This is a genomic window from Terrabacter lapilli (genome assembly GCF_039531305.1).
Taxonomy (GTDB): Bacteria; Actinomycetota; Actinomycetes; order Actinomycetales; family Dermatophilaceae; genus Terrabacter; species Terrabacter lapilli.
In genome coordinates this window covers 131671-149766 of the sequence record NZ_BAAAPU010000009.1, presented here as the reverse complement: position 1 = coordinate 149766, position 18096 = coordinate 131671, and the positions used below count along the sequence as shown (strand labels likewise).

Below are 18096 nucleotides of genomic sequence, written 5' to 3'. Positions count from 1 at the left end.
GAAGGATGAACTTTCGATACCTCGGCAACAGCGGACTGAAGATCTCCGAGATCACCTACGGCAACTGGCTGACCCACGGGTCGCAGGTGGAGAACGACGTCGCCACGCAGTGCGTGCGCGCCGCCCTCGACGCCGGCATCAGCACGTTCGACACGGCCGACGTCTACGCCAACACCAAGGCCGAGTCGGTGCTCGGTGAGGCCCTGAAGGGTGAGCGGCGGGAGAGCCTGGAGATCTTCACCAAGGTCTACTGGCCCACCGGCCCAGGCGGGAAGAACGACACAGGCCTGTCCCGCAAGCACATCATGGAGTCGATCAACGGGTCGCTGCAGCGCCTCCAGACCGACTACGTCGACCTCTACCAGGCACACCGCTACGACACGGAGACCCCGCTCGAGGAGACGATGCAGGCGTTCGCCGACATCGTGCGCCAGGGCAAGGCGCTCTACATCGGCGTCAGCGAGTGGACGGCCGACCAGATTCGCGAGGGCGTCTCTCTCGCAAAGGATCTCGGCTTCCAGCTCATCTCGAGCCAGCCGCAGTACTCCATGCTCTGGCGGGTCATCGAGGGCGAGGTCGTCCCGACGTGCGAGGAGCTCGGCGTCAGCCAGATCGTGTGGAGCCCCATCGCCCAAGGCGTGCTGACGGGCAAGTACCAGCCCGGCCAGCAGCCGCCGGAGGGCTCGCGCGCGGCCGACGAGAAGGGCGGGGCCGACATGATCAAGCGGTTCATGAACGACGACGTCCTCACGCGCGTGCAGAACCTCAAGCCGATCGCCGACGAGGCGGGCCTCACGATGGCGCAGCTCGCCGTCGCCTGGGTGCTCCAGAACCCCAACGTCGCCGCTGCCCTCGTCGGCGCTTCCCGGCCCGAGCAGGTGGCCGAGAACGTCAAGGCCGCCGGTGTGAAGCTCGAGCCGGAGCTGATGAAGAAGATCGACGAGGTGCTCGGCGACATCGTCGAGCGTGACCCGGGCAAGACCAAGGAGACCGCGCCCCAGCAGCGCGTCGCCTGACCGGAGGCCTCGACCGGAGGCACTGGACCGTGTGTCGACGGGCCGCGAGCGCTGCTCGCGGCCCGTCCGCGTCGGCGGGTCACGAGCTGGCCCCGCCGCTCAGGAGGGCCGGTGCTGGCGAGGCTGGGGACAACGAAGCCGGGTGACTGCTCGTCCGAGGCACCATGGCGAGCATGACCTTCCGAGACCTGCCTGCTCGCGCGAGCGAGATCCCCTTGACCAACCGTCGCGTGGCCGCAGACGTCATCGACCTCATCGTCAGCGACGCGGACCGGAACACCGGCTGTGTCGCGGTGATGATCTGCGACGCAGAGGCTCGGGGTCGCCAGCCACTGGTCCTCCGGGACCTGCCGCCGTCCGCAGGGCCCAGCGCACTCGCCCAGCTGCTGGGACTCGTCCTGCCCCTGGTGGCGGCGAACCGCGGGGCCGTGCTGATCGGTCGAGGACGACCGCGGGGAACCGCTCCCGACGACGTCGACAGGCGGTGGCACCAGACCGCGATCGACTGGTGTGCAGACCACGGGGTCGGTCTCCTGGGTTTCTACCTCGCCACCCGGGACGGCATCTGTCGCCTGCCGGAGCCGCTCACGGCCGCCTCCTGACGTCGCGCTCGCCCAGGCACTGTCAGAACGGGGGTAGGGACTCCGGCTCTGAGAGCTGTGCCGCCCTCGAACATCCGGCCTCAGTCAGCTCCGGCAGTCCGCGAGCGGCCGGCGACGTGCGCAGCGGGTCAAGCCAGTCCTTCGGATAGGTGTCGTAGACCCGACCGGTCTTGGTGCGCCATCGAACCCGGTCGCCCTCGCGGTGCACCGACCAGTGGCCGTACGTGTGCAGGTTGTGGTGTGGCCGGTGCTTGCTGGTGAGGTTGCCGGCCTCCGTCGGGCCGTGCGGCCACGGGATGTCGTGGTCGAGGTCGCACCGTGCGGCCGGAACGGTGCAACCGGGTGCCCTGCAGGTGCCGTCGACGGCCTCGACCTGGGCCCGCATTGCTGCCGTGGGCCGGTAGGCACGCGTCTCGAGGTGGAGAGCGGCGCCGGTGTCGGCATCGACGGCCAGGCGTCGCCATGTCGAGTCGTCGTTGAGCATGATCTGGCGGGCATGTTCGGCCGTGACCCATCCATGGCCGACGAGCTCGCAGGGTGCATCGGTCAGGCCGACCGCGGTCGTGAAGGGAACGACCAGGGTCACCTGCGCGGCCGGCCGATGCCCAAGACGTGTGAACCACCCACCCGCCGGACTCCCGCCGTGTCGCTGACCACGGCCATGGTCGCCGGCACCGGCGTCGGCACCGGCATCGGCACTGGCTCCGACATCTGCACCGCCACCGGCGTCGGCATCGCGAGCGTCGCGGTCTCCGAACCTGCCCTCGGCGCCCCAGCCCGGCTGCATCCCGGTGGGTGACTGCGGCCAGCCGAACATCAAGGTGTCGGTGATGACGTCGGCACGCAATGAGTCGAGATCGCGTGGGTCGCCTGCGGCTCGCGCCGCGCGAGCCACGGCGTCGGCTCGCTCCATCGCCGCGACGATCTTGTCGGCGTCGTTGACGACCGTCAGCGTGCCGAGCCCGTCGCTGTCGAGCTGGGCGTGTGCGCCTCGGCGGCATCGTGCCGCGCGTCGGCGCTCGGCGGCTTCGCGGTCGGCGGCGAGGCACGCGCGAGTCAGTCGCTGCCGGAAGAGCGTGGGGGAGGGGGGCGCCCCGTCCTTGGGCCGCAGGACCGAATCGACGATCCCTGCTCCGCACTCGGGCGGGAGTGCAGCGATCTCGCTGAAGACGATGCACGCGCGACGCAACGAGACCGATCCCAGCTTGAGCCGGTGTCGCAATGCGGAGGCCCCGGGCGTCCGGGACAGGGCGAGCTTCAGTCGGACACCGACGTCCTGTTGGCCGAGCCCCGTCGCCGAGGACACCTCCATGGCCGTCAGCTCGTCGGCCTCGATCCACCCCTTGGGTCTGGGACGACCGAGGTCAGCCGACCGTGCCAGCTCGCTGGACTCGATGGTCGAGCAAAGCCGCGCCAGCGCCTCGAGGCCGGCGGCGTCCAGGAGAGCCTTGCAGCGTTCGACCAGCTCGACGGTCCGGAGTTCCCCCTCGGCTCGCGCCTCCAGGTCTGTCAGGACGTCTTCGGCCCGCACGGGCACCAGGTCGTCGGCCGCGGCCTCCAGCAGCTCGCCCAGCAGCGCCGGCACCACGTCGGCCAGCAGGGTCTCGGCCACGTGTCTGCGCACCGCTCGTTCGAGCATCGGGAGGGTCCGCTGGCGCAATGGAGTGCGGCGGGTCGCACGAGAACGGAACAGGGTGACCAACTGGTCGACCTCGAGGATCGCGTCCGCCTCGCCGGCAGCGTGGAACGAGCGGTGGCTCGTCATCGCTGCGGCGTCGTCCATACCCAATTAGAACACATGTTCGAACAACCCGTCAAGACGGCTCACCCACCTCCACCACTCGCAGCGGACAACGACGCCGGCGCGGGCTTGTGCTCCCGAGTGCCGCGGAGGAAGGTGCCGACATGGACGACGACCTCGACCAGCTCTTCCTTCGCGCCGCGTCCGAGAGTGCTCACCACCGCACTCGGGTTGACGAGCTGCCGGTGCACCCGTCGCCTGACCGGTCCGCGCTGGACGCCGCCTTCGGCGGTCCCCTCCTGACCGGTCCGACCGACTCGCAACGCGTCGTCGAGGACCTCATCGCCGCGGCGCGTCCCGGCCTCGTGGGCACCGTGGGTCCGCGCTTCTTCGGCTTCGTCATCGGCGGGGCGTCGCCTGCCGCGACGGCGGCGGACATGCTGGCCGCGGGCTGGGACCAGTGCGCCTACAACGAGGTCCTCTCGCCCGCGGCGGCCGCGGCGGAGCGGGCAGCCGGTGGCTGGGTGAAGGAGCTGCTCGGCATCCCCGGCCAGGCGTCGGTGGGGTTCGTCACGGGCGCCCAGGCGGCCAACACCGTCGGCCTCGCCGTGGGCCGCCAGCGGGTGCTCGCCGATGCCGGCTGGGACGTCGCGCTCGACGGGCTCTGTGCTGCGCCGCGCGTCGCCATCGTCGCGAGCGAGGAGCGGCATGCCACCATCGACCGCGCGGCCCGCCTGCTCGGCTTCGGCACGCGCAGCATCGAACCCGTTGCGGCCACGACGCAGGGGGCCATCGACGTCGACGCGCTCCGCGCGAAGCTCGACGAGCTCCGTGGCCGACCGGTCATCGTGTGCCTCCAGGCAGGCAACGTGAACACCGGCGCCTGCGACGACCTGCGCGCCGCGACGGAGCTGGCGCACGACCACGCAGCCTGGGTCCACGTCGACGGGGCCTTCGGCCTGTGGGCCGCTGCGAGCGCGCGGACCGCACACCTGGTCGACGGTCTCGAGCTCGCAGACTCGTGGGGCACCGACGCCCACAAGTGGCTCAACGTGCCCTACGACTGCGGCCTGGCCTTCTGTGCGGACGCGTCGCTGCACGCCGCCACGATGTCGTATGCCGCCGCGTACCTCACCGGCTCCGGCGCACTCTCGGACCCCGTCCTCGGAGACCTCACCCCTGAGTCCTCCCGGCGGGCAAGGGGATTCGCGGTCTGGGCCGCGCTGCGTGAGCTGGGGCGAGACGGTGTGGCCGAGCTCGTGGACCGGTGCTGTGCCCTTGCGCGCCGCATGGCGCTGCGTCTGGAGACCGGCGGCGCGACCGTCCACAACGACGTGGTCCTCAACCAGGTGCTCGTCAGCGTCGGCGACCCGGCGCGCACCGACGAGCTGGTCGGTGCGGTCCAGCAGGAGGGCACCTGCTGGGTGGGCGGGACCACCTGGCGCGGCAGGCGCCTCATCCGCATCTCGGTCTCGAACGCGACGACGACCGAGGGCGACATCGACGCGTCGGCCGACGCCATCCTCGCGGTCGCGGCGTCGATGGCGGCTGCCAACCCGTGACGGGCCGGCTGTGCGGGAGGCCCGGAGGCGACGGTCCGCGCTGCGTCCGGCTCACCCCGCCAGGTGCACCAGCGTGGCCAGCTCGTCCGCGACCCTGCTCGCGAGGTGCCGGCCATCCGGCACCACGTCTGGGTCGGCGACGAGAGTGATCCCCAGCGTGCCGGCATACGACAGCACGTCGAAGGTGACCCCGGTGTTGCCGGGCGTCACAGCGACGGGAACGACACGGCTGACCTCATGTCCACAGAACCGCCACGGGTGGCGAGGGCCGCGCACGTTCGTGACGAAGGTGTTGACGAGCCGCTGGTGGTCCACGAACCACGCGAACACACCGAGGCGGGCGAGCACCCGGAAGGCGATCCCGAGCGGCGCGGCCGAAGCCGCGCGGGGCCGGGTGCGTTGCTCCCGGGACGCGGCAGCGACGGCACGCAGAGTCGCGTCGGCCGGCACCGCGAGCGGGACGCGGAAGGGCACGACACCCGTCTCGTTGCCCAGATGGCTCACGCCGGCGGAGGAGCGCCCGGAGTAGGGAACCGAGACCACGAGCGAGTCCACGTCGGCGCCGCGGCTGCGCGCGACGTCACCGAGCCCCCGCGCCACGGCGGAGAGCACGAGGTCGTTGACCGTGACGCCCAGCCGGTGCCCGGCGGCCACCACCTCCTCGAGCGGCGTCTCGATCGTGGTGATCCGACGCGTCGGCCCGGTGGGCCGGTTGAACGGGGTGCGCGGGCAGAGGCTCGGATGGGGTGCACCCGAGCCGAACCCGAGGTCCCGGACGCCGGCGCGCGCGGTCCGCGCCCGTGCTCGCAGTGCCCTGGCCGACTCGACACGCTCGCGCCATGCCGCGACCGCAAGCTGGCGACGTGAGGGCCTCGAGCCACCCGAGCCCGCGACACCGGAGTCGTCCGGAGGCCCGCCGACCTGCCCGTCCGCCAGTGCGCCGAGCACGGCGAGCCCGCCGAGCCCGTCGGCGAGCACGTGGTGCGCCACGACGACGAGGGCAGCGCGCTCGGCGCCCAGGCCGGTGATCCAGCAGGCGCGCCACAGTGGCAGGTCACGCGGCAGCCGGCGGCAGGCCAGTTCCGCCACAGCCGACCAGAGAGCCGTGTCACCGTCGACCCTCTGGAAGGTCAGGTGCCGTGAGACGTCGAACCGCTCGTCCTCGGACCAGTACGGACGGCCACAGCCCGGCGGGGCCGGTCGCAGACGGCGGCGCAGCCGCGGCACCGACGCGACCCCTCGCTCGACGGCCGCGCGCACCTCGGCGCGATCGAGGTGCGCGCCGTCCTCGACGAGCAGCGCTGCCGCGATGTTCATCGGGGCCGCGCCCCGGTCCGTGACGAGCGTCGTCAGGTCGTTCGGCGAGATGCGGTCGATCCCGCCGGTCGAGGGGCCGTGCGTCCAGACGCGGACGTCCATCTCTCGACGGTAGGTCGGGACCGGCTCGGGCGGTCGTTCCCGCCGGGATCGCGCGCTGTCTGATGGCTCACGCCCGCGCAACGCGCGAGGAAGCGGACCCAGCCCGCACCCAGCCGACGTCCAGCGCAACTTGGCGATCTCTTGACCAACCGTTTCGTAGCCTCTGGGGCCTCGCGGTCGTTGACAGGGCGAGCGAGGGCACCCGCCGTCGCTCCACGGTCTCGACCGGACGCCTCGGGGGTGTCCTCCTTCACTGAAACCAGGAGCTGCACAGATGCTGCCCGCCTTGCTCAGAAGACCCCGTTCCCGTGTTCTGCCCGTCCTCGCGGCCGGTGGTCTCGTCGCCGCGGTCGCCGTGGCCGCCCCTGCCCTCGCCGCCACCCCGGACTCCGGCTCGCTGTCGGACACCAGCACCAGCGTGCAGTGGACCGCCGGGCCCTTCGCCGCGCCCAACGTCACCGGCACGACCGGGGACGTCACGTGCGGACCCGGCCTCTGCGACGACTTCGCCCTGCACGTCTCGACCCCCGCCGGCTACGGCGACGGCCACCAGCTGACGATCAAGGTCGGCTGGGCCAACTCGGCCGCCGACTTCGACGTCTACCTGCTGAACCAGCAGGGTGCCGTCGTCGCCTCGGCCGCCTCGAGCTCCGACCCGGAGGTCATCCTGGCACCCCCGGCCAGCGGCGACTACACCGTCCGCGTCGTGCCGTACGCGCCGCTCGGCGAGACCGTGACGGGCACGGCGACGCTGACCTCGCTCCCCGCCAACCCGGCCCCCGCCACTGCCACGCCGCCGACCTACAGCCAGTACGGCGCGCCCGAGTCCTTCCCCCAGGCGCACAACGCGGGGGAGCCGTCCCTCGGCAGCAGCCACACCACCGGCGCGTCCTTCTACCAGGCGCTCTACGACACCTACCGGGCCACATGGGACGACAGCGTCAGCCCCTCCAAGGTGACGTGGTCCAACGTCTCGGCGACGCCCACCAACGGCTGCCTCACCGGTGGCTCGACCTCCCTCGACCCCATCGGGTTCACCGACCCCGCCACCGGGCGGGTCTTCGAGAGCCAGCTGGCCGGCAAGACCTCGCTCATGTGCTACTCCGACGACGAGGGCAAGACGTGGTCCCCGAGCCAGGGCGGCGGCCTGAACTCCGGCGTCGACCACCAGACCGTCGGCGGGGGTCCTTACTCTCCCAACGGGATCGGCGCGCTGCCGACCTCCTCCTACAAGAACGCCGTCTACTACTGCAGCCAGGACATCGCTGACGCGAACTGTGCGGCGAGCCACGACGGCGGCGTCACGTTCGGCCCGGCCGTCCCGATGTACTCCCTGCTCGACTGCGGCGGCCTGCACGGGCACGTCAAGGTCGCCCCCGACGACGGCACCGTCTACGTCCCCAACAAGTCGTGCGGTGGCAACCAGGCAGTGGCCGTCTCCGAGGACGGCGGCACCACGTGGGCGGTCCGCAAGAACCCGGCCAGCACGGCCGGTGACTCGGACCCGAGCGTCGGGATCGGCGCCAAGGGGACCGTCTACATGGGCTACCAGGCCGCGGACGGCACGCCGCGCGTCGCCGTGAGCCGTGACAAGGGCAAGACCTGGACCGACGACCAGAACGTCGGTGCGAGCCTCGGCATCCACAACGTCGTCTTCCCGGCCGTCGTGGCCGGCGACGACGACCGGGCCTCCTTCGCCTTCATCGGCACGACGACGGCCGGCAACTACCAGGACGCCACCGGCTTCAAGGGTGACTGGCACCTCTACGTGTCCACCACGTACGACGGTGGCAAGAGCTGGGTCACGGTCGACACGACGCCGAGCGACCCCGTGCAGCGCGGCTCCATCTGCACCGGCGGCACGACCTGCGGCAACGACCGCAACCTGCTCGACTTCATGGACGCCACCGTCGACAAGACCGGGCGCGTCCAGGTCGGCTACGCCGACGGCTGCACGGGCGCCTGCGCCCAGCCCGGCGGCGCGCAGAACTTCGACGCGTACGCCACGATCGCGCGCCAGCAGTCCGGCAACACGCTGTATGCGGCATACGACGCCCTGCCCAACCTGACCCCCGCGACGCCGGCGGTCACGAAGAGCGGGGGCCTCTACGTCGCCTCGACCAAGGTCGCGAACAACGGCAAGGCCGCGGCCCGCGGCGTGACGACTCGGCTGCTGGTCGACGGGATCAACGTGGGCACCTCGGCCCCCGTCGACCTCGCAGCCGGGGCCTCGTCGACCGTCACCTTCCCGGGTGTCCGGCTCGCCAAGGGCACGCACACGGTCGTCGTCGTGGCGGACCCGACCAACTCCGTGAAGGAGTCCGACGAAGGGGACAACCAGCGCCAGACCCAGGTGACCCGATGACCCGGTCCCCAGTGACCCGCTCGGCCGGTCCGCTGACCGCGAGGGCGAGACACCGGACCCTGGTGCCTGCTCTCCTGGCCCTCGTGGCGGCGTCGGCGCTCGCAGGCTGCGAGTCCGACGAGCTCGACTCCGCCATGGCCGAGCCCGGCACGACCTCGGCGCCGGCGGCCGTCTGCGCCAAGGACGCCAAGCCGGTCGAGCTCCCGGCGTCCTTCCCGGCGGTCGCCACGGTGCCCGAGGGCTTCATCGTCACGGGTGTCCAGTCCCGAAGCGGGGACCGCACGGTGGTCACGGCGGTCTCGCCCAAGCCCTTCAGCCAGACCCTGGCCGACATGCAGAAGGCCTACTCCAACCGCGGCTGGACGCCCTCGGAGGGTGAGGTCGAGCAACGGGACGCCGAGTCCAACTTCGCGGGCAACGGCCTGCGGGGCCGGTGGGCGATCCGTGAGATGCCCGACTGCACCGACAACACCTCGGTGAGCCTGCTGCTCGGCAAGTGAACGGCGGCAGCTGAGCCCAGACCGGCGGGCGAGCGTCCACGACGCTCGCCCGCCGCGTTGTCTGAGCCGTCACAAGTCGCTGACGCGCCGCGTCGGCCGCGGGACGATGGGACTGGCCGGAGCATGCGGCCCCGACCGCGTGGAAGGGGAGGGCGATGAGCGCCGCAGCCAGCTCGACGCACGACAGCTCGACGAACGACAGCTCGACGAACGACAGCTCGACGAACGAGACCGTGCACCACGGCATCGTCGTGGGCTACGACGGGTCACCCGGCGCGCGTCTGGCGCTCGAGTGGGCCATCGAGACCGCCAAGCGCGATGAGCGACCGCTCACGCTGCTGCACTGCGCGGGCCTGACGATGACGCCCACCTTCCGGGCCTACGACCCCGCCGTGCAGGCCAGCCCCTACGACGTGATGGCCAAGGCGGTGCTGAGCGAGGCGACGGAGATCGCCACGCGAACCCTCGATCCGCAGGACGTGCGCTGCCTCAGCGTCGTCGGGAGTGCCGCAGCCGAGCTCGTCGGGGCGTCCGAGCAGGCCGACCTCGTCGTGACCGGGTCGCGGGGACACGGCGCGATCTCCGCCGGGCTCCTCGGGTCCACGTCGTACGCCGTCACGGCCCACGCGCACTGCCCCGCGGTCGTGGTCCGTGGTGACGCCGTCGTCCACGCCGGTCCCACGCATCCCGTGGTGGCGGCGTTCGACGACTCCAAGGACGCCGGCCAGGCACTCGAGGTGGCAGTCCAGGTAGCCGCCGCGGCCGAGGCGCCGCTGCACGTCATCACGGTGGACAACGTCGGGGGGCTGGAGGTGTGGCCCGAGACCGACTCCACGGTCGGGCGTGAGCAGATGCTCGAGTCGATGCACCAGCACGTCGGCCAGGTGCTCCACGACGTCGCCGAGGAGGCGCGCGCCGCGCATCCTGGTCTGGAGGTCCACACGAGCGTGCTGGCGGGGTCGCCGGGACAGGCCGTCGCGGCATACGCCATCGACATCCGCGCGGGGCTGGTCATCATGGGCTCGCGCGGCCACGGCGGCTTCACCGGGATGCTGCTCGGCTCGGTGAGCCATCGGGTCGTGCACGACGCGCCCTGCCCCGTCATGGTCATCCACTGACGACCCAGCACTCGGTTCCCGATCGTCGGAGGTGCCACGGATGGCAGCGTCCATACCGACCGAGGGACTCGTCGTCGCGGGCTACGACGGGTCTCCGGCGTCGCAACGTGCGCTCGGCTGGGCGGCCGCGGTCTCGCGCGCGCTGGGTGACGCGCTCAAGATCGTGCACGCCGTCCGCCTCGTGCCCAGCCGCGAGGGCTATGCCGTCCGTCCGCTCACTCCGCCGCTGGAGACGGTCGCCGAGACGCTGGTCGGCGCGCCCTCGATGTGGGCCGGTCGGCCGTTGGCGCGGTCGCGTGTCCGGGCGGTGCACGCCTTCGGCGGCCCCGCGGAGGAGCTGGTGGACGCGTCGATGACCGCGGACCTCGTCGTCCTCGGCACCCGCGGGCAGGGACGTGCCCGGAGCGCCCTCATCGGCTCGGTGTCGTCCGCTGTGGCCGCCCACGCCTACTGCCCGGTCGTGGTGCTGCACGACCTCGGCCCGCACAGTCGTCGGGCGCCGCACGAGGTGCCGGTGCCGGGGCCCGAGCGGGAGGTGGTGTGCGCCGTGACCCCCGGCGACGACGACGGACACGCTGCCCGGGTCGAACGGATCGTCTCGGCGGCAGCCATGGTCGCCGATGCCTGTTCGGCTCCGCTACGGCTCGTGACGGTCGCGTCGAAGACCGCCGCTGCTCTCGCGGAAGACCATCCGGCACAGGCATTCCCGTATGCCGTCGACGCGCTCAGCGCTCGACATCCGGGGCTCGAGGTGGTGACGGAGACGCTCGAGGGAGACCCCGTCGCGACGCTCGTCCGGACCAGCCGCAGCGCGGGGCTGCTCGTCATCGGAGCGCCCCACGAGGGCGGGGTGGCGGCCGTGCTGGCCGGGGCGCCCGCCTACCGGATGGTCCACGACGCCACGTGCCCGGTCATGCTGGTCCACTGACATCCGACGCCCTGGCGATGTGCTGCGCTCTCACCCGTTCGGCGCGGCCGGCAGACGGGCTGCCAGCGCTTCGGCCAGCCGGACGACCTTCGTCTCCGCGGCCGCCTCGGCAGCTCGGGCCTGTGCCTCGGTCGCCGGCTTCGGATAGGAGAAGCGGAGCGAGACGATGAACGCCTGCCGCGCCTGTGTCGAAGCGTGCCAACCCGGCAACCGTGAGCTGTGAGGCAACCACGCCGAGACCTCGCCGGGGGTCATGGCTACCCTCGGTTCGGTGGCTCCGCTGGAGGTGATGCGGTTGGTGGCAGAGTCTCCGGTCATGACGGTGACGTCTGCGCTCTGGGTCACGTAGCGAGGCTTTGCCAGCCACCAGGTGCACCAGCTCTCCATCGACGTCGGATCCTCCAGGACGGTCTTGGATCCAGTCACCTGCTCTATGGCTTGCTTCGTCAGCGCCCTGCACGCCTTGGCGGCCGTGGTGGGCGAAGGGTGCCCACCCAGGGCCGGCGCGACGCTGCCCGTCGACGGCAGAGTCGCCACCAGGGAGCCGACATGAGTCGCCAGCCACTCCAGCACCAGGAAGGCAACGAGTGCGAGGGCGGCCGACGTGATGGGCCGGCGTCGCCTTCTCGCCCGTGTCCCAGGCCGACGACGGCGCTCGGGGTTTCGACTCCGTTCGGTGGCTCGGAGGACGTCCGAGACCGTGAGCGGCTCCGAGTCGTACGAGCTCCCCTGTGCTGCGGCCGGATACAGGTTCTCCACCCGCCGCATCGCCAGGTGGGTCTCCTGCGGATCGCCCGTCCCCGGCTGCGCCACCAGCCAACGCACCAGCAAGCCACGAGGCACGACCTCCACGCCACGGACGCGCTGCTGGACGAACGAGGCCGAGCCCTCGCCGGCAAGAACGACCACCGGGACGACAGGCAGCCCGAGCGCCTTCTCCATCTCGCCGGCGAAGCGGCCGACGTTGTCCAGCTGGCGACCCTTCGGTGAGCTGGCGGATGTGTGCTGCCAGAGGTTTCCCTCGTGCACGCTCGTGCCGCCGGCCCAGTTCTTCGTGTCGAGCAGGTAGACACCAGAAGGACCGATCACCACGTGGTCGAGGTTGCTCTGTCCGCGTCCGGGCCGCAGCAGGCGGTCGTGGAGCACGTGCCATCCCGAGGGCAGGCTCGCCAGGGCATCGCCCACGCGGCGCTCGCCGTCTGCGCCGGCGGCCCACGCACCCGCTTCAGTCTCGAGCGCCTCAGCTCGCGCTCGTGCCTGTGCTGCCTGCGTCCTCAGCTCGTCGGCGCGACGCTGCGCCGACCCACCTGCCGTCATGCCCCGCCCCTGTGCCCTGTGCCCTGACGCCCGAGACTCTAGGGACGAGAAGTCGGTCTCGGGCCCGAATCCTCGCAATTCGCGAAAGGACTCGGGCCTCGAGACCGTGCCCGGCGGCATACGGCCGGGGGAGCAGCCGCGCGACGGCGGCGCCGTGGGGCTCGCGGGGCTCTTCCGTCACCCAGCGACGGAAGAGCCCCACGACGCTGGGGTCAGCCTCCGAGCGGGCGCTGGAAGCCGGGCCTGCCCGCCGTGGCGGCGGCCCGCTCGACCGAGCGCTCGAAGCGGCCGGCGGCAGAACCGAGACCGCCGACCGGCAGGTCACCGAGAGCGGGCGGCACGACGACGACGGGGCAGTGGGCGCCGTGCACGAGTCGGCTGCCGAGCCAGCGCGCGCCGACCTCGGTCGAGTGGCCGGCGTCGATGACGAGCAGGTCGGCCGTGCGGCTCTCCTCGATGAGGACCGCTCGGCGCTTGCCGGCCACGACACGCGTCTCCACGAGGTGGTCCGGGCCGAGGACGTGGGCCACGTCGTCGGCCAGGCGGGACTGCTCGACGGCGAAGGTGGTCTCGTCCGAGACGACGGTCGGCAGGCGCCCACCGGTCGCGGTCTCCGGCATGTGGGCGCGCCACGCCCGGATGGCGACGACGCGACCACCGCGGACGGCGGCCTCCTCGACCGCCCACCGGAGGGCACCGGGGGAGCCGCTCGTCGGGCTCACCCCGACGATGATCGTGTACGGGCGGCCCAGGCGAGCGACGTTCATGCCGCCGCTCCCGACTCCTCCGCGACCTTGCTCAGCGGGTCGGCGATGTCCTCGAGGGACTTGCGCTCGGCATCGATCCCGATGACGAGGGCGACGATCCCGCCGAAGATCATGATGGCGCCGCCGACGACGTAGCCCCACGTGAGCGGGCCGCGGTCCTTGCCGTCGCCGATCAGGGCGCCGTAGAGCACCGGAGCGATGGCTCCGGCACACTGCGCGATCACGAAGAAGTAGCTGATGGCCTGGCCGCGCACCTCGAGCGGGAAGATCTCGCTCACGGTGAGGTAGGCAGCGGAGGCGCCCGCGGAGGCGAAGAAGAAGGACACGCACCAGAGGATCGTCTGCGTCGTCGCGGTCAGGATCTCGGCATGGAAGGCCCACGCGGAACCCAGCAGGACCACTCCGGCGATCGTGTAGGTGCTGAAGATCATCTTGCGACGGCCGATGGTGTCGAAGAGGTGGCCGAGGAGCAGCGGCCCGGCCAGGTTGCCGACCGCGAACGGCAGGAAGTAGAGCGAGGTCTGCGCCTTGGAGATGCCGTAGAAGTTCGTCAGCACGAGGGCGTAGGTGAAGAAGATCGCGTTGTAGAGGAAGGACTGGGTGACCATCATCGTCAGGCCGAGCATCGTGCGACGGCCGTACCGCTTGACGAAGACGTCCCACAGGACCTTCGGTCCCATCGCGTCCTCGGGCTTGACGTTGATGGCCTTGCTCTCGTCGACCTCGGAGATCTCGCCGCCCTCACGGCGCACGCGCTCCTCGATCTCGTCGACCGTGCGCTCGGCCTCCTCGGCGCGCCCGTGCGTCAGCAGCCAGCGCGGGCTCTCGGGGATGTGCCGGCGCAGGTAGATGATCGACAGACCGAGGATCGGGCCGATGAAGAACGCGAGACGCCAGCCGATGTTCTCGGCGACGTTGTCGGGGTTGAGCAGGTAGAGGTTCGCCAGGGCGCCGAAGAACGCGCCGGCCCAGTAGGTGCCGTTGATCGCGATGTCCACGCGACCGCGGTAGTGCGCGGGGATCAGCTCGTCGATCGCGGAGTTGATCGCGGTGTACTCGCCGCCGATGCCCATTCCGGCGATGAACCGGCACACCCAGAGGAACCACATGTTCGGCGACAGGCCTGCGAGGCCCGAACCGATGAGGTAGATGACGAGCGTCATGATGAAGAGCTTGCGTCGCCCGAGACGGTCGGTCAGGCGACCGAACGTGAGCGCGCCGACCACCTGGCCGACGAGGTAGACGGTGCCGGTCAGGCCCACCTGCGCGGCCGACATGCCGAGGGACTTCTGGAAGCCCGACTCGGACACGATCTGGATCTCGAGGCCGTCGAGGATCCACGAGACCCCGAGCCCGAAGACGACCGACCAGTGGAACTTCGTCCACGGGAGCCGGTCCATGCGCGCGGGCACCAGGCTCCTGATGGCACCGCCTCTACGTTGTGCGACAGCCTCGCTCATCACATCTCCTTTGATCCGAACCGCTTAACCGCCGTGTGAAGGCATGCCGGGCACGTCATCACCGGGGAATGCGTACCCCGTGAACCGCTCGCGGCAACGCCGACGATGCAGCCGGCTTCCCGCGGCGGCACAGGGCGTCATCAGTCGCGCGCCACGTGATCCCCCTCGTCGGCCTGCGGCCGCCCCTCCTCGTGGGCCCGCGGAGCGAGCGTGTCGGGGAACAGGACGTCCGGATGCTCGTCCGGGGGGACGTCGGGCCGGCCGCGGCCCCCGTCGCTCGCGTCCGGGGTGCCGAGGTCTGGGGAGCTGGAGGTGTCCATGCCGTGCTGCCTACCCGCCGGCGGCTGGGTTCACGCCGCCGCTGTCGTGGTCGTATGCCGTGTCGCCGGTGCCGCGACACGCCGCGTGATCAGGTGGGTACGTCCCCCACGAACGGTCCTACGCACCAGAGGAGGTCGCCATGCCCGCCAAGAAGCGCTCGTCCAGCAGCTCGAAGACCGACCTGCCCTCGACGCTCGAACGGTCGCCGAAGAAGGCCCAGGAGACGTGGCAGAAGACGCACGACTCGGCCGTCGAGGAGTACGGCGAGGGCGAGCGCGCCCACCGCACCGCGTACTCGTCGCTCAAGCACTCCTTCGAGAAGGTCGGGGACCACTGGGAGGCAAAGGACTCCAAGGGCCCCAGCGATGCCCAGGCCGCCCGGCGAGGAGCGGACGCACGGCGCAGCTCCGACCGCGGTGACACGGCGGGAGGAGTCGATGCGAACGCCTCGAAGAAGCACCTCTACGACATCGCGCAGCGGCTCGACGTCAGGGGCCGGTCCCGCATGAGCAAGGACGAGCTGGTCGACGCCATCCAGCACGCCAACGACCGCGCCACCGCGAAGGCCCGCAAGGGCTCGAGCTGACGGCTGCAGCCGACCGGGCGGGTGGCATACGCCCCCGTCTGTCGCTCCTGTCTGGGTCGTCACAAACCGGCCCCGGCCGTGCACCCGGGGCGGCAGGATGGGGGTGGTCGGAGGATCGGCCCCGGCCGGGACCCAAAGGGGTGCACCATGAACGGCCAGGCGCGCACGACGTACGGCATCGTCGTCGGCTACGACGACACGGTGGGTTCGCAGCTCGCGCTCGAGTGGGCGGCGGAGACCGCCCGCCTGCAGGGCAAGCACCTGACCGTGCTCCACGGCGTCAACGTCGCCGGTGCCCCTGCGTCCCCGGGCATGGACCTTGCCACGTTCGAACCGGCCATGGAGCACGCGGCCAAGGCCGTCGTCGACAAGGGTGCGGAGCGCGCCGGAGCGACGCTGGACGCCTCGCAGGTCGAGGCGCAGTACTGGCTCGGCAGCCCGGCCTCCCAGCTGGTCGAGGCCTCCAAGGAGGCGGACCTCGTCGTCGTCGGCAGCCGCGGCCGCGGGCGCGTCCTGGCCGGCCTGCTCGGCTCCACGTCGTATGCCGTCGCCGCGCACGCGCACTGCCCGGTCGTCGTCCTGCGCGGGCCCGAGGGCCAGGAGCCGGACGACGTCCCGATGCCCGCGCGGCCAGGACGCGACCACGACGTCGTCGTCGGGATCGACGACTCCGACGTGGCCGAGCGCGCCGTCGACGCTGCCGCCGAGGTCGCCGAGGTCGAGGGCGCCGTGCTGCACATCGTCAGCGTCGCCCACTCCCCGTCGATGGAGTCCTGGGCCTACGTCGAGACGGCCAAGGGCGGCACCGAGGAGACCCACGCGATCCGCGACCGCGCAGAGCAGCTCGTCACCCGCGCGGCGAACCGGGTCAGGTCGCAGCACCCGAAGGTGATCGTGACGACCGAGGTGCTCTACGGCAACCCGGGCCAGTCACTCGCCGACCTGGGCGCGACGGCAGGGCTGATCGTGGTCGGCTCGCGTGGTCGCGGTGGGTTCACCGGCATGCTGCTGGGCTCGGTGAGCCACCGCGTGGTCCACAATGCTGCATGCCCGGTGATGATCGTCAGGTGACCGCCACCCGCTGACCGAGGCCGGGTGGCCTGGGATTCTGGAGGCTCAGCCGTCGAGTGGCTCAGCCGTCGAGCGCCTGCGCGAACCGACCGAGGGCCGCGTCCCACCGGGACTTGTCGCCCGGGCCGTCCTCGGCGATGCCCTGGCCCTCGTGGTAGAGGTCGAGCCGCGTGCTGCCGCCCTCGGGCTTGAGCTGCAGGTCGACGATGCTCAGGGGGCCGTCCTCGTGCGGGTGCCAGCTGACGCGGATCTGCTCGAGCGGGTGATAGCTGCGGACCACGCCGTGGGGGCCGTCGGCGCTGTGCCACGACTCGCCCTTGTTGCCCAATGTGACGCCGGGGCCGAGGAGGGCCTCCGTGCCACGGGGGCTGATCAGGTGCTGCCACACCTGGTCTACCGGCGCGTCGAGGGTGACGCTCGAGTGGACTCCTGCGGGAGACCCCTCGAGGTCACGGTCCTCGTCGCCGGGAGCAGCGTTGTCGGGGACGGACTGGGTGGGACTGCTCATGGGCACCTCCGGGTCGGTCGGACCGGCTCCTCATGGGCCGGACCCACTACCGAACAGTCGACCAAAGACTGACCGCGATGACAATGGTCCGACGTCCCCGGATCCGGCCCGGCGTGCCCGTCCCGGCCCTAGCCTCGAGGCATGATCGACCACTTCGGGATCAACTGCTCCGACTTCGAGGCCAGCGCCCGGTTCTACGACGCCGTGCTCGGTGTCCTGGGCTACGGCCGGCAGATGGACGTGGGCGTGGCCATCGGCTACGGCACCGAGGGCCACCCCGACTTCTGGATCACCCGCTGGCAGGGCGGCGAGCCCAACCGCGAGATGCACTGCGCCTTCCGGGCGGAGAGCGTCGAGGCCGTGCAGGCCTTCCACGCCAAGGCGGTCGAGGTCGGCGCCGAGTCGCTGCACGAGCCGCGCCTGTGGCCTGAGTACCACCCCGGCTACTACGGCGCGTTCGTCCGCGATCCCGACGGCAACAACGTCGAGGCCGTCTACCACCGCGCGCGGCCCGACGCCTGAGCCCGACCCGTGGATGACCGCCTCAGCCGGTGAAACCGGCCCGGCGCAGGGCATCGGCCATGGCGCTGTTGACGGGAGCGGAATCCCCGCGCGGGCGAGCGCCCTCGCTTCCGCGGTCCCGACCGCCCTGGCCGCTGCGTGACTGACCGCCGCCGGAGTGGCCACCTCGGGGCTGGTTCCGCTGGCGGCCGCCCTGCCCGGACTGACCGCGGTCCTGCTTGGGACCGCCCGGTGTGACCTCGTCGTCGAGGCGAAGGGTCAGCGAGATCCGCTTCCTGGGCACATCGACGTCG

General features: G+C 71.6%; 17 protein-coding genes and 1 pseudogene. 10 read left to right on the top strand and 8 right to left on the bottom strand.

What is annotated here, in order from left to right:
- Positions 1-5 precede the first annotated feature (5 nt).
- Positions 6-1016: an aldo/keto reductase family protein gene (locus tag ABD241_RS15590; RefSeq protein WP_344064573.1), complete on the top strand. Its 1011-nt coding sequence runs from the start codon at positions 6-8 to the stop codon at positions 1014-1016.
- A gap of 173 nt (positions 1017-1189) precedes the next feature.
- The gene (locus ABD241_RS15585) at positions 1190-1618 is read left to right on the top strand and encodes a hypothetical protein (RefSeq protein WP_344064570.1); all 429 of its coding nucleotides are present in this window, start codon (positions 1190-1192) and stop codon (positions 1616-1618) included.
- Between the two features lie 22 nt (positions 1619-1640).
- Here ABD241_RS15585 and ABD241_RS15580 read toward each other — a convergent pair whose 3' ends face one another.
- Positions 1641-3401 carry an HNH endonuclease signature motif containing protein gene (locus ABD241_RS15580; protein ID WP_344064567.1) on the bottom strand — a complete coding sequence of 587 codons (1761 nt, stop codon included), beginning with the start codon at positions 3399-3401 and terminating at the stop codon, positions 1641-1643.
- A 122-nt stretch (positions 3402-3523) separates the two neighbouring features.
- On the opposite strand from ABD241_RS15580, the gene ABD241_RS15575 reads away from it, so the two are divergent.
- On the top strand, positions 3524-4921 hold the full coding sequence (locus ABD241_RS15575) for a pyridoxal phosphate-dependent decarboxylase family protein (RefSeq protein WP_344064564.1): 1398 nt from the start codon (positions 3524-3526) through the stop codon (positions 4919-4921).
- Positions 4922-4972: 51 nt separating this feature from the next.
- Here ABD241_RS15575 and ABD241_RS15570 read toward each other — a convergent pair whose 3' ends face one another.
- A complete protein-coding gene (locus ABD241_RS15570; protein ID WP_344064562.1) occupies positions 4973-6340 on the bottom strand; it encodes a wax ester/triacylglycerol synthase domain-containing protein in 1368 nt (455 codons plus the stop codon).
- Between the two features lie 286 nt (positions 6341-6626).
- Between ABD241_RS15570 and ABD241_RS15565 the strand changes: the two genes are divergently transcribed.
- The 4 genes from ABD241_RS15565 to ABD241_RS15550 all read left to right on the top strand — a co-directional run bounded on the left by ABD241_RS15565 (position 6627) and on the right by ABD241_RS15550 (position 11251).
- Positions 6627-8705, top strand: coding sequence for a CARDB domain-containing protein (locus tag ABD241_RS15565; protein WP_344064559.1), 2079 nt, complete (start codon positions 6627-6629; stop codon positions 8703-8705).
- Positions 8702-9205 carry a hypothetical protein gene (locus ABD241_RS15560; RefSeq protein ID WP_344064556.1) on the top strand — a complete coding sequence of 168 codons (504 nt, stop codon included), beginning with the start codon at positions 8702-8704 and terminating at the stop codon, positions 9203-9205. The genes ABD241_RS15565 and ABD241_RS15560 overlap by 4 nt, the downstream gene beginning before the upstream one ends.
- 155 nt (positions 9206-9360) lie before the next feature.
- Positions 9361-10323 carry a universal stress protein gene (locus ABD241_RS15555; RefSeq protein ID WP_344064553.1) on the top strand — a complete coding sequence of 321 codons (963 nt, stop codon included), beginning with the start codon at positions 9361-9363 and terminating at the stop codon, positions 10321-10323.
- A 40-nt stretch (positions 10324-10363) separates the two neighbouring features.
- Positions 10364-11251, top strand: coding sequence for a universal stress protein (locus ABD241_RS15550; RefSeq protein ID WP_344064550.1), 888 nt, complete (start codon positions 10364-10366; stop codon positions 11249-11251).
- Positions 11252-11281: 30 nt separating this feature from the next.
- Here ABD241_RS15550 and ABD241_RS15545 read toward each other — a convergent pair whose 3' ends face one another.
- The 4 genes from ABD241_RS15545 to ABD241_RS15530 all read right to left on the bottom strand — a co-directional run bounded on the left by ABD241_RS15545 (position 11282) and on the right by ABD241_RS15530 (position 15115).
- The gene (locus ABD241_RS15545) at positions 11282-12568 is read right to left on the bottom strand and encodes a nuclease-related domain-containing protein (protein ID WP_344065324.1); all 1287 of its coding nucleotides are present in this window, start codon (positions 12566-12568) and stop codon (positions 11282-11284) included.
- A 212-nt stretch (positions 12569-12780) separates the two neighbouring features.
- Positions 12781-13335, bottom strand: a complete 555-nt coding sequence (locus ABD241_RS15540) for a universal stress protein (protein ID WP_344064547.1) — start codon at positions 13333-13335, stop codon at positions 12781-12783.
- Entirely contained in the window at positions 13332-14795 is a 1464-nt protein-coding gene (locus tag ABD241_RS15535; protein WP_344064544.1) for an MFS transporter, read from the bottom strand. The genes ABD241_RS15540 and ABD241_RS15535 overlap by 4 nt, the downstream gene beginning before the upstream one ends.
- A gap of 140 nt (positions 14796-14935) precedes the next feature.
- Positions 14936-15115 carry a hypothetical protein gene (locus ABD241_RS15530; RefSeq protein WP_344064541.1) on the bottom strand — a complete coding sequence of 60 codons (180 nt, stop codon included), beginning with the start codon at positions 15113-15115 and terminating at the stop codon, positions 14936-14938.
- A 140-nt stretch (positions 15116-15255) separates the two neighbouring features.
- Between ABD241_RS15530 and ABD241_RS15525 the strand changes: the two genes are divergently transcribed.
- Both ABD241_RS15525 and ABD241_RS15520 read left to right on the top strand, forming a co-directional pair.
- Positions 15256-15702: a ChaB family protein gene (locus ABD241_RS15525; RefSeq protein WP_344064538.1), complete on the top strand. Its 447-nt coding sequence runs from the start codon at positions 15256-15258 to the stop codon at positions 15700-15702.
- A gap of 147 nt (positions 15703-15849) precedes the next feature.
- Complete coding sequence (locus ABD241_RS15520; protein ID WP_344064536.1) at positions 15850-16773, top strand: universal stress protein; 924 nt, start codon at positions 15850-15852, stop codon at positions 16771-16773.
- Positions 16774-16834: 61 nt separating this feature from the next.
- Here ABD241_RS15520 and ABD241_RS15515 read toward each other — a convergent pair whose 3' ends face one another.
- Positions 16835-17281, bottom strand: coding sequence for an SRPBCC family protein (locus ABD241_RS15515; RefSeq protein WP_344064533.1), 447 nt, complete (start codon positions 17279-17281; stop codon positions 16835-16837).
- Between the two features lie 141 nt (positions 17282-17422).
- Between ABD241_RS15515 and ABD241_RS15510 the strand changes: the two genes are divergently transcribed.
- Positions 17423-17803 carry a VOC family protein gene (locus ABD241_RS15510; protein ID WP_344064530.1) on the top strand — a complete coding sequence of 127 codons (381 nt, stop codon included), beginning with the start codon at positions 17423-17425 and terminating at the stop codon, positions 17801-17803.
- 22 nt (positions 17804-17825) lie between these two features.
- Here the strand turns inward: ABD241_RS15510 and ABD241_RS15505 are convergent.
- Positions 17826-18096: pseudogene (locus tag ABD241_RS15505) on the bottom strand (RNA-binding transcriptional accessory protein); the annotation flags it as partial.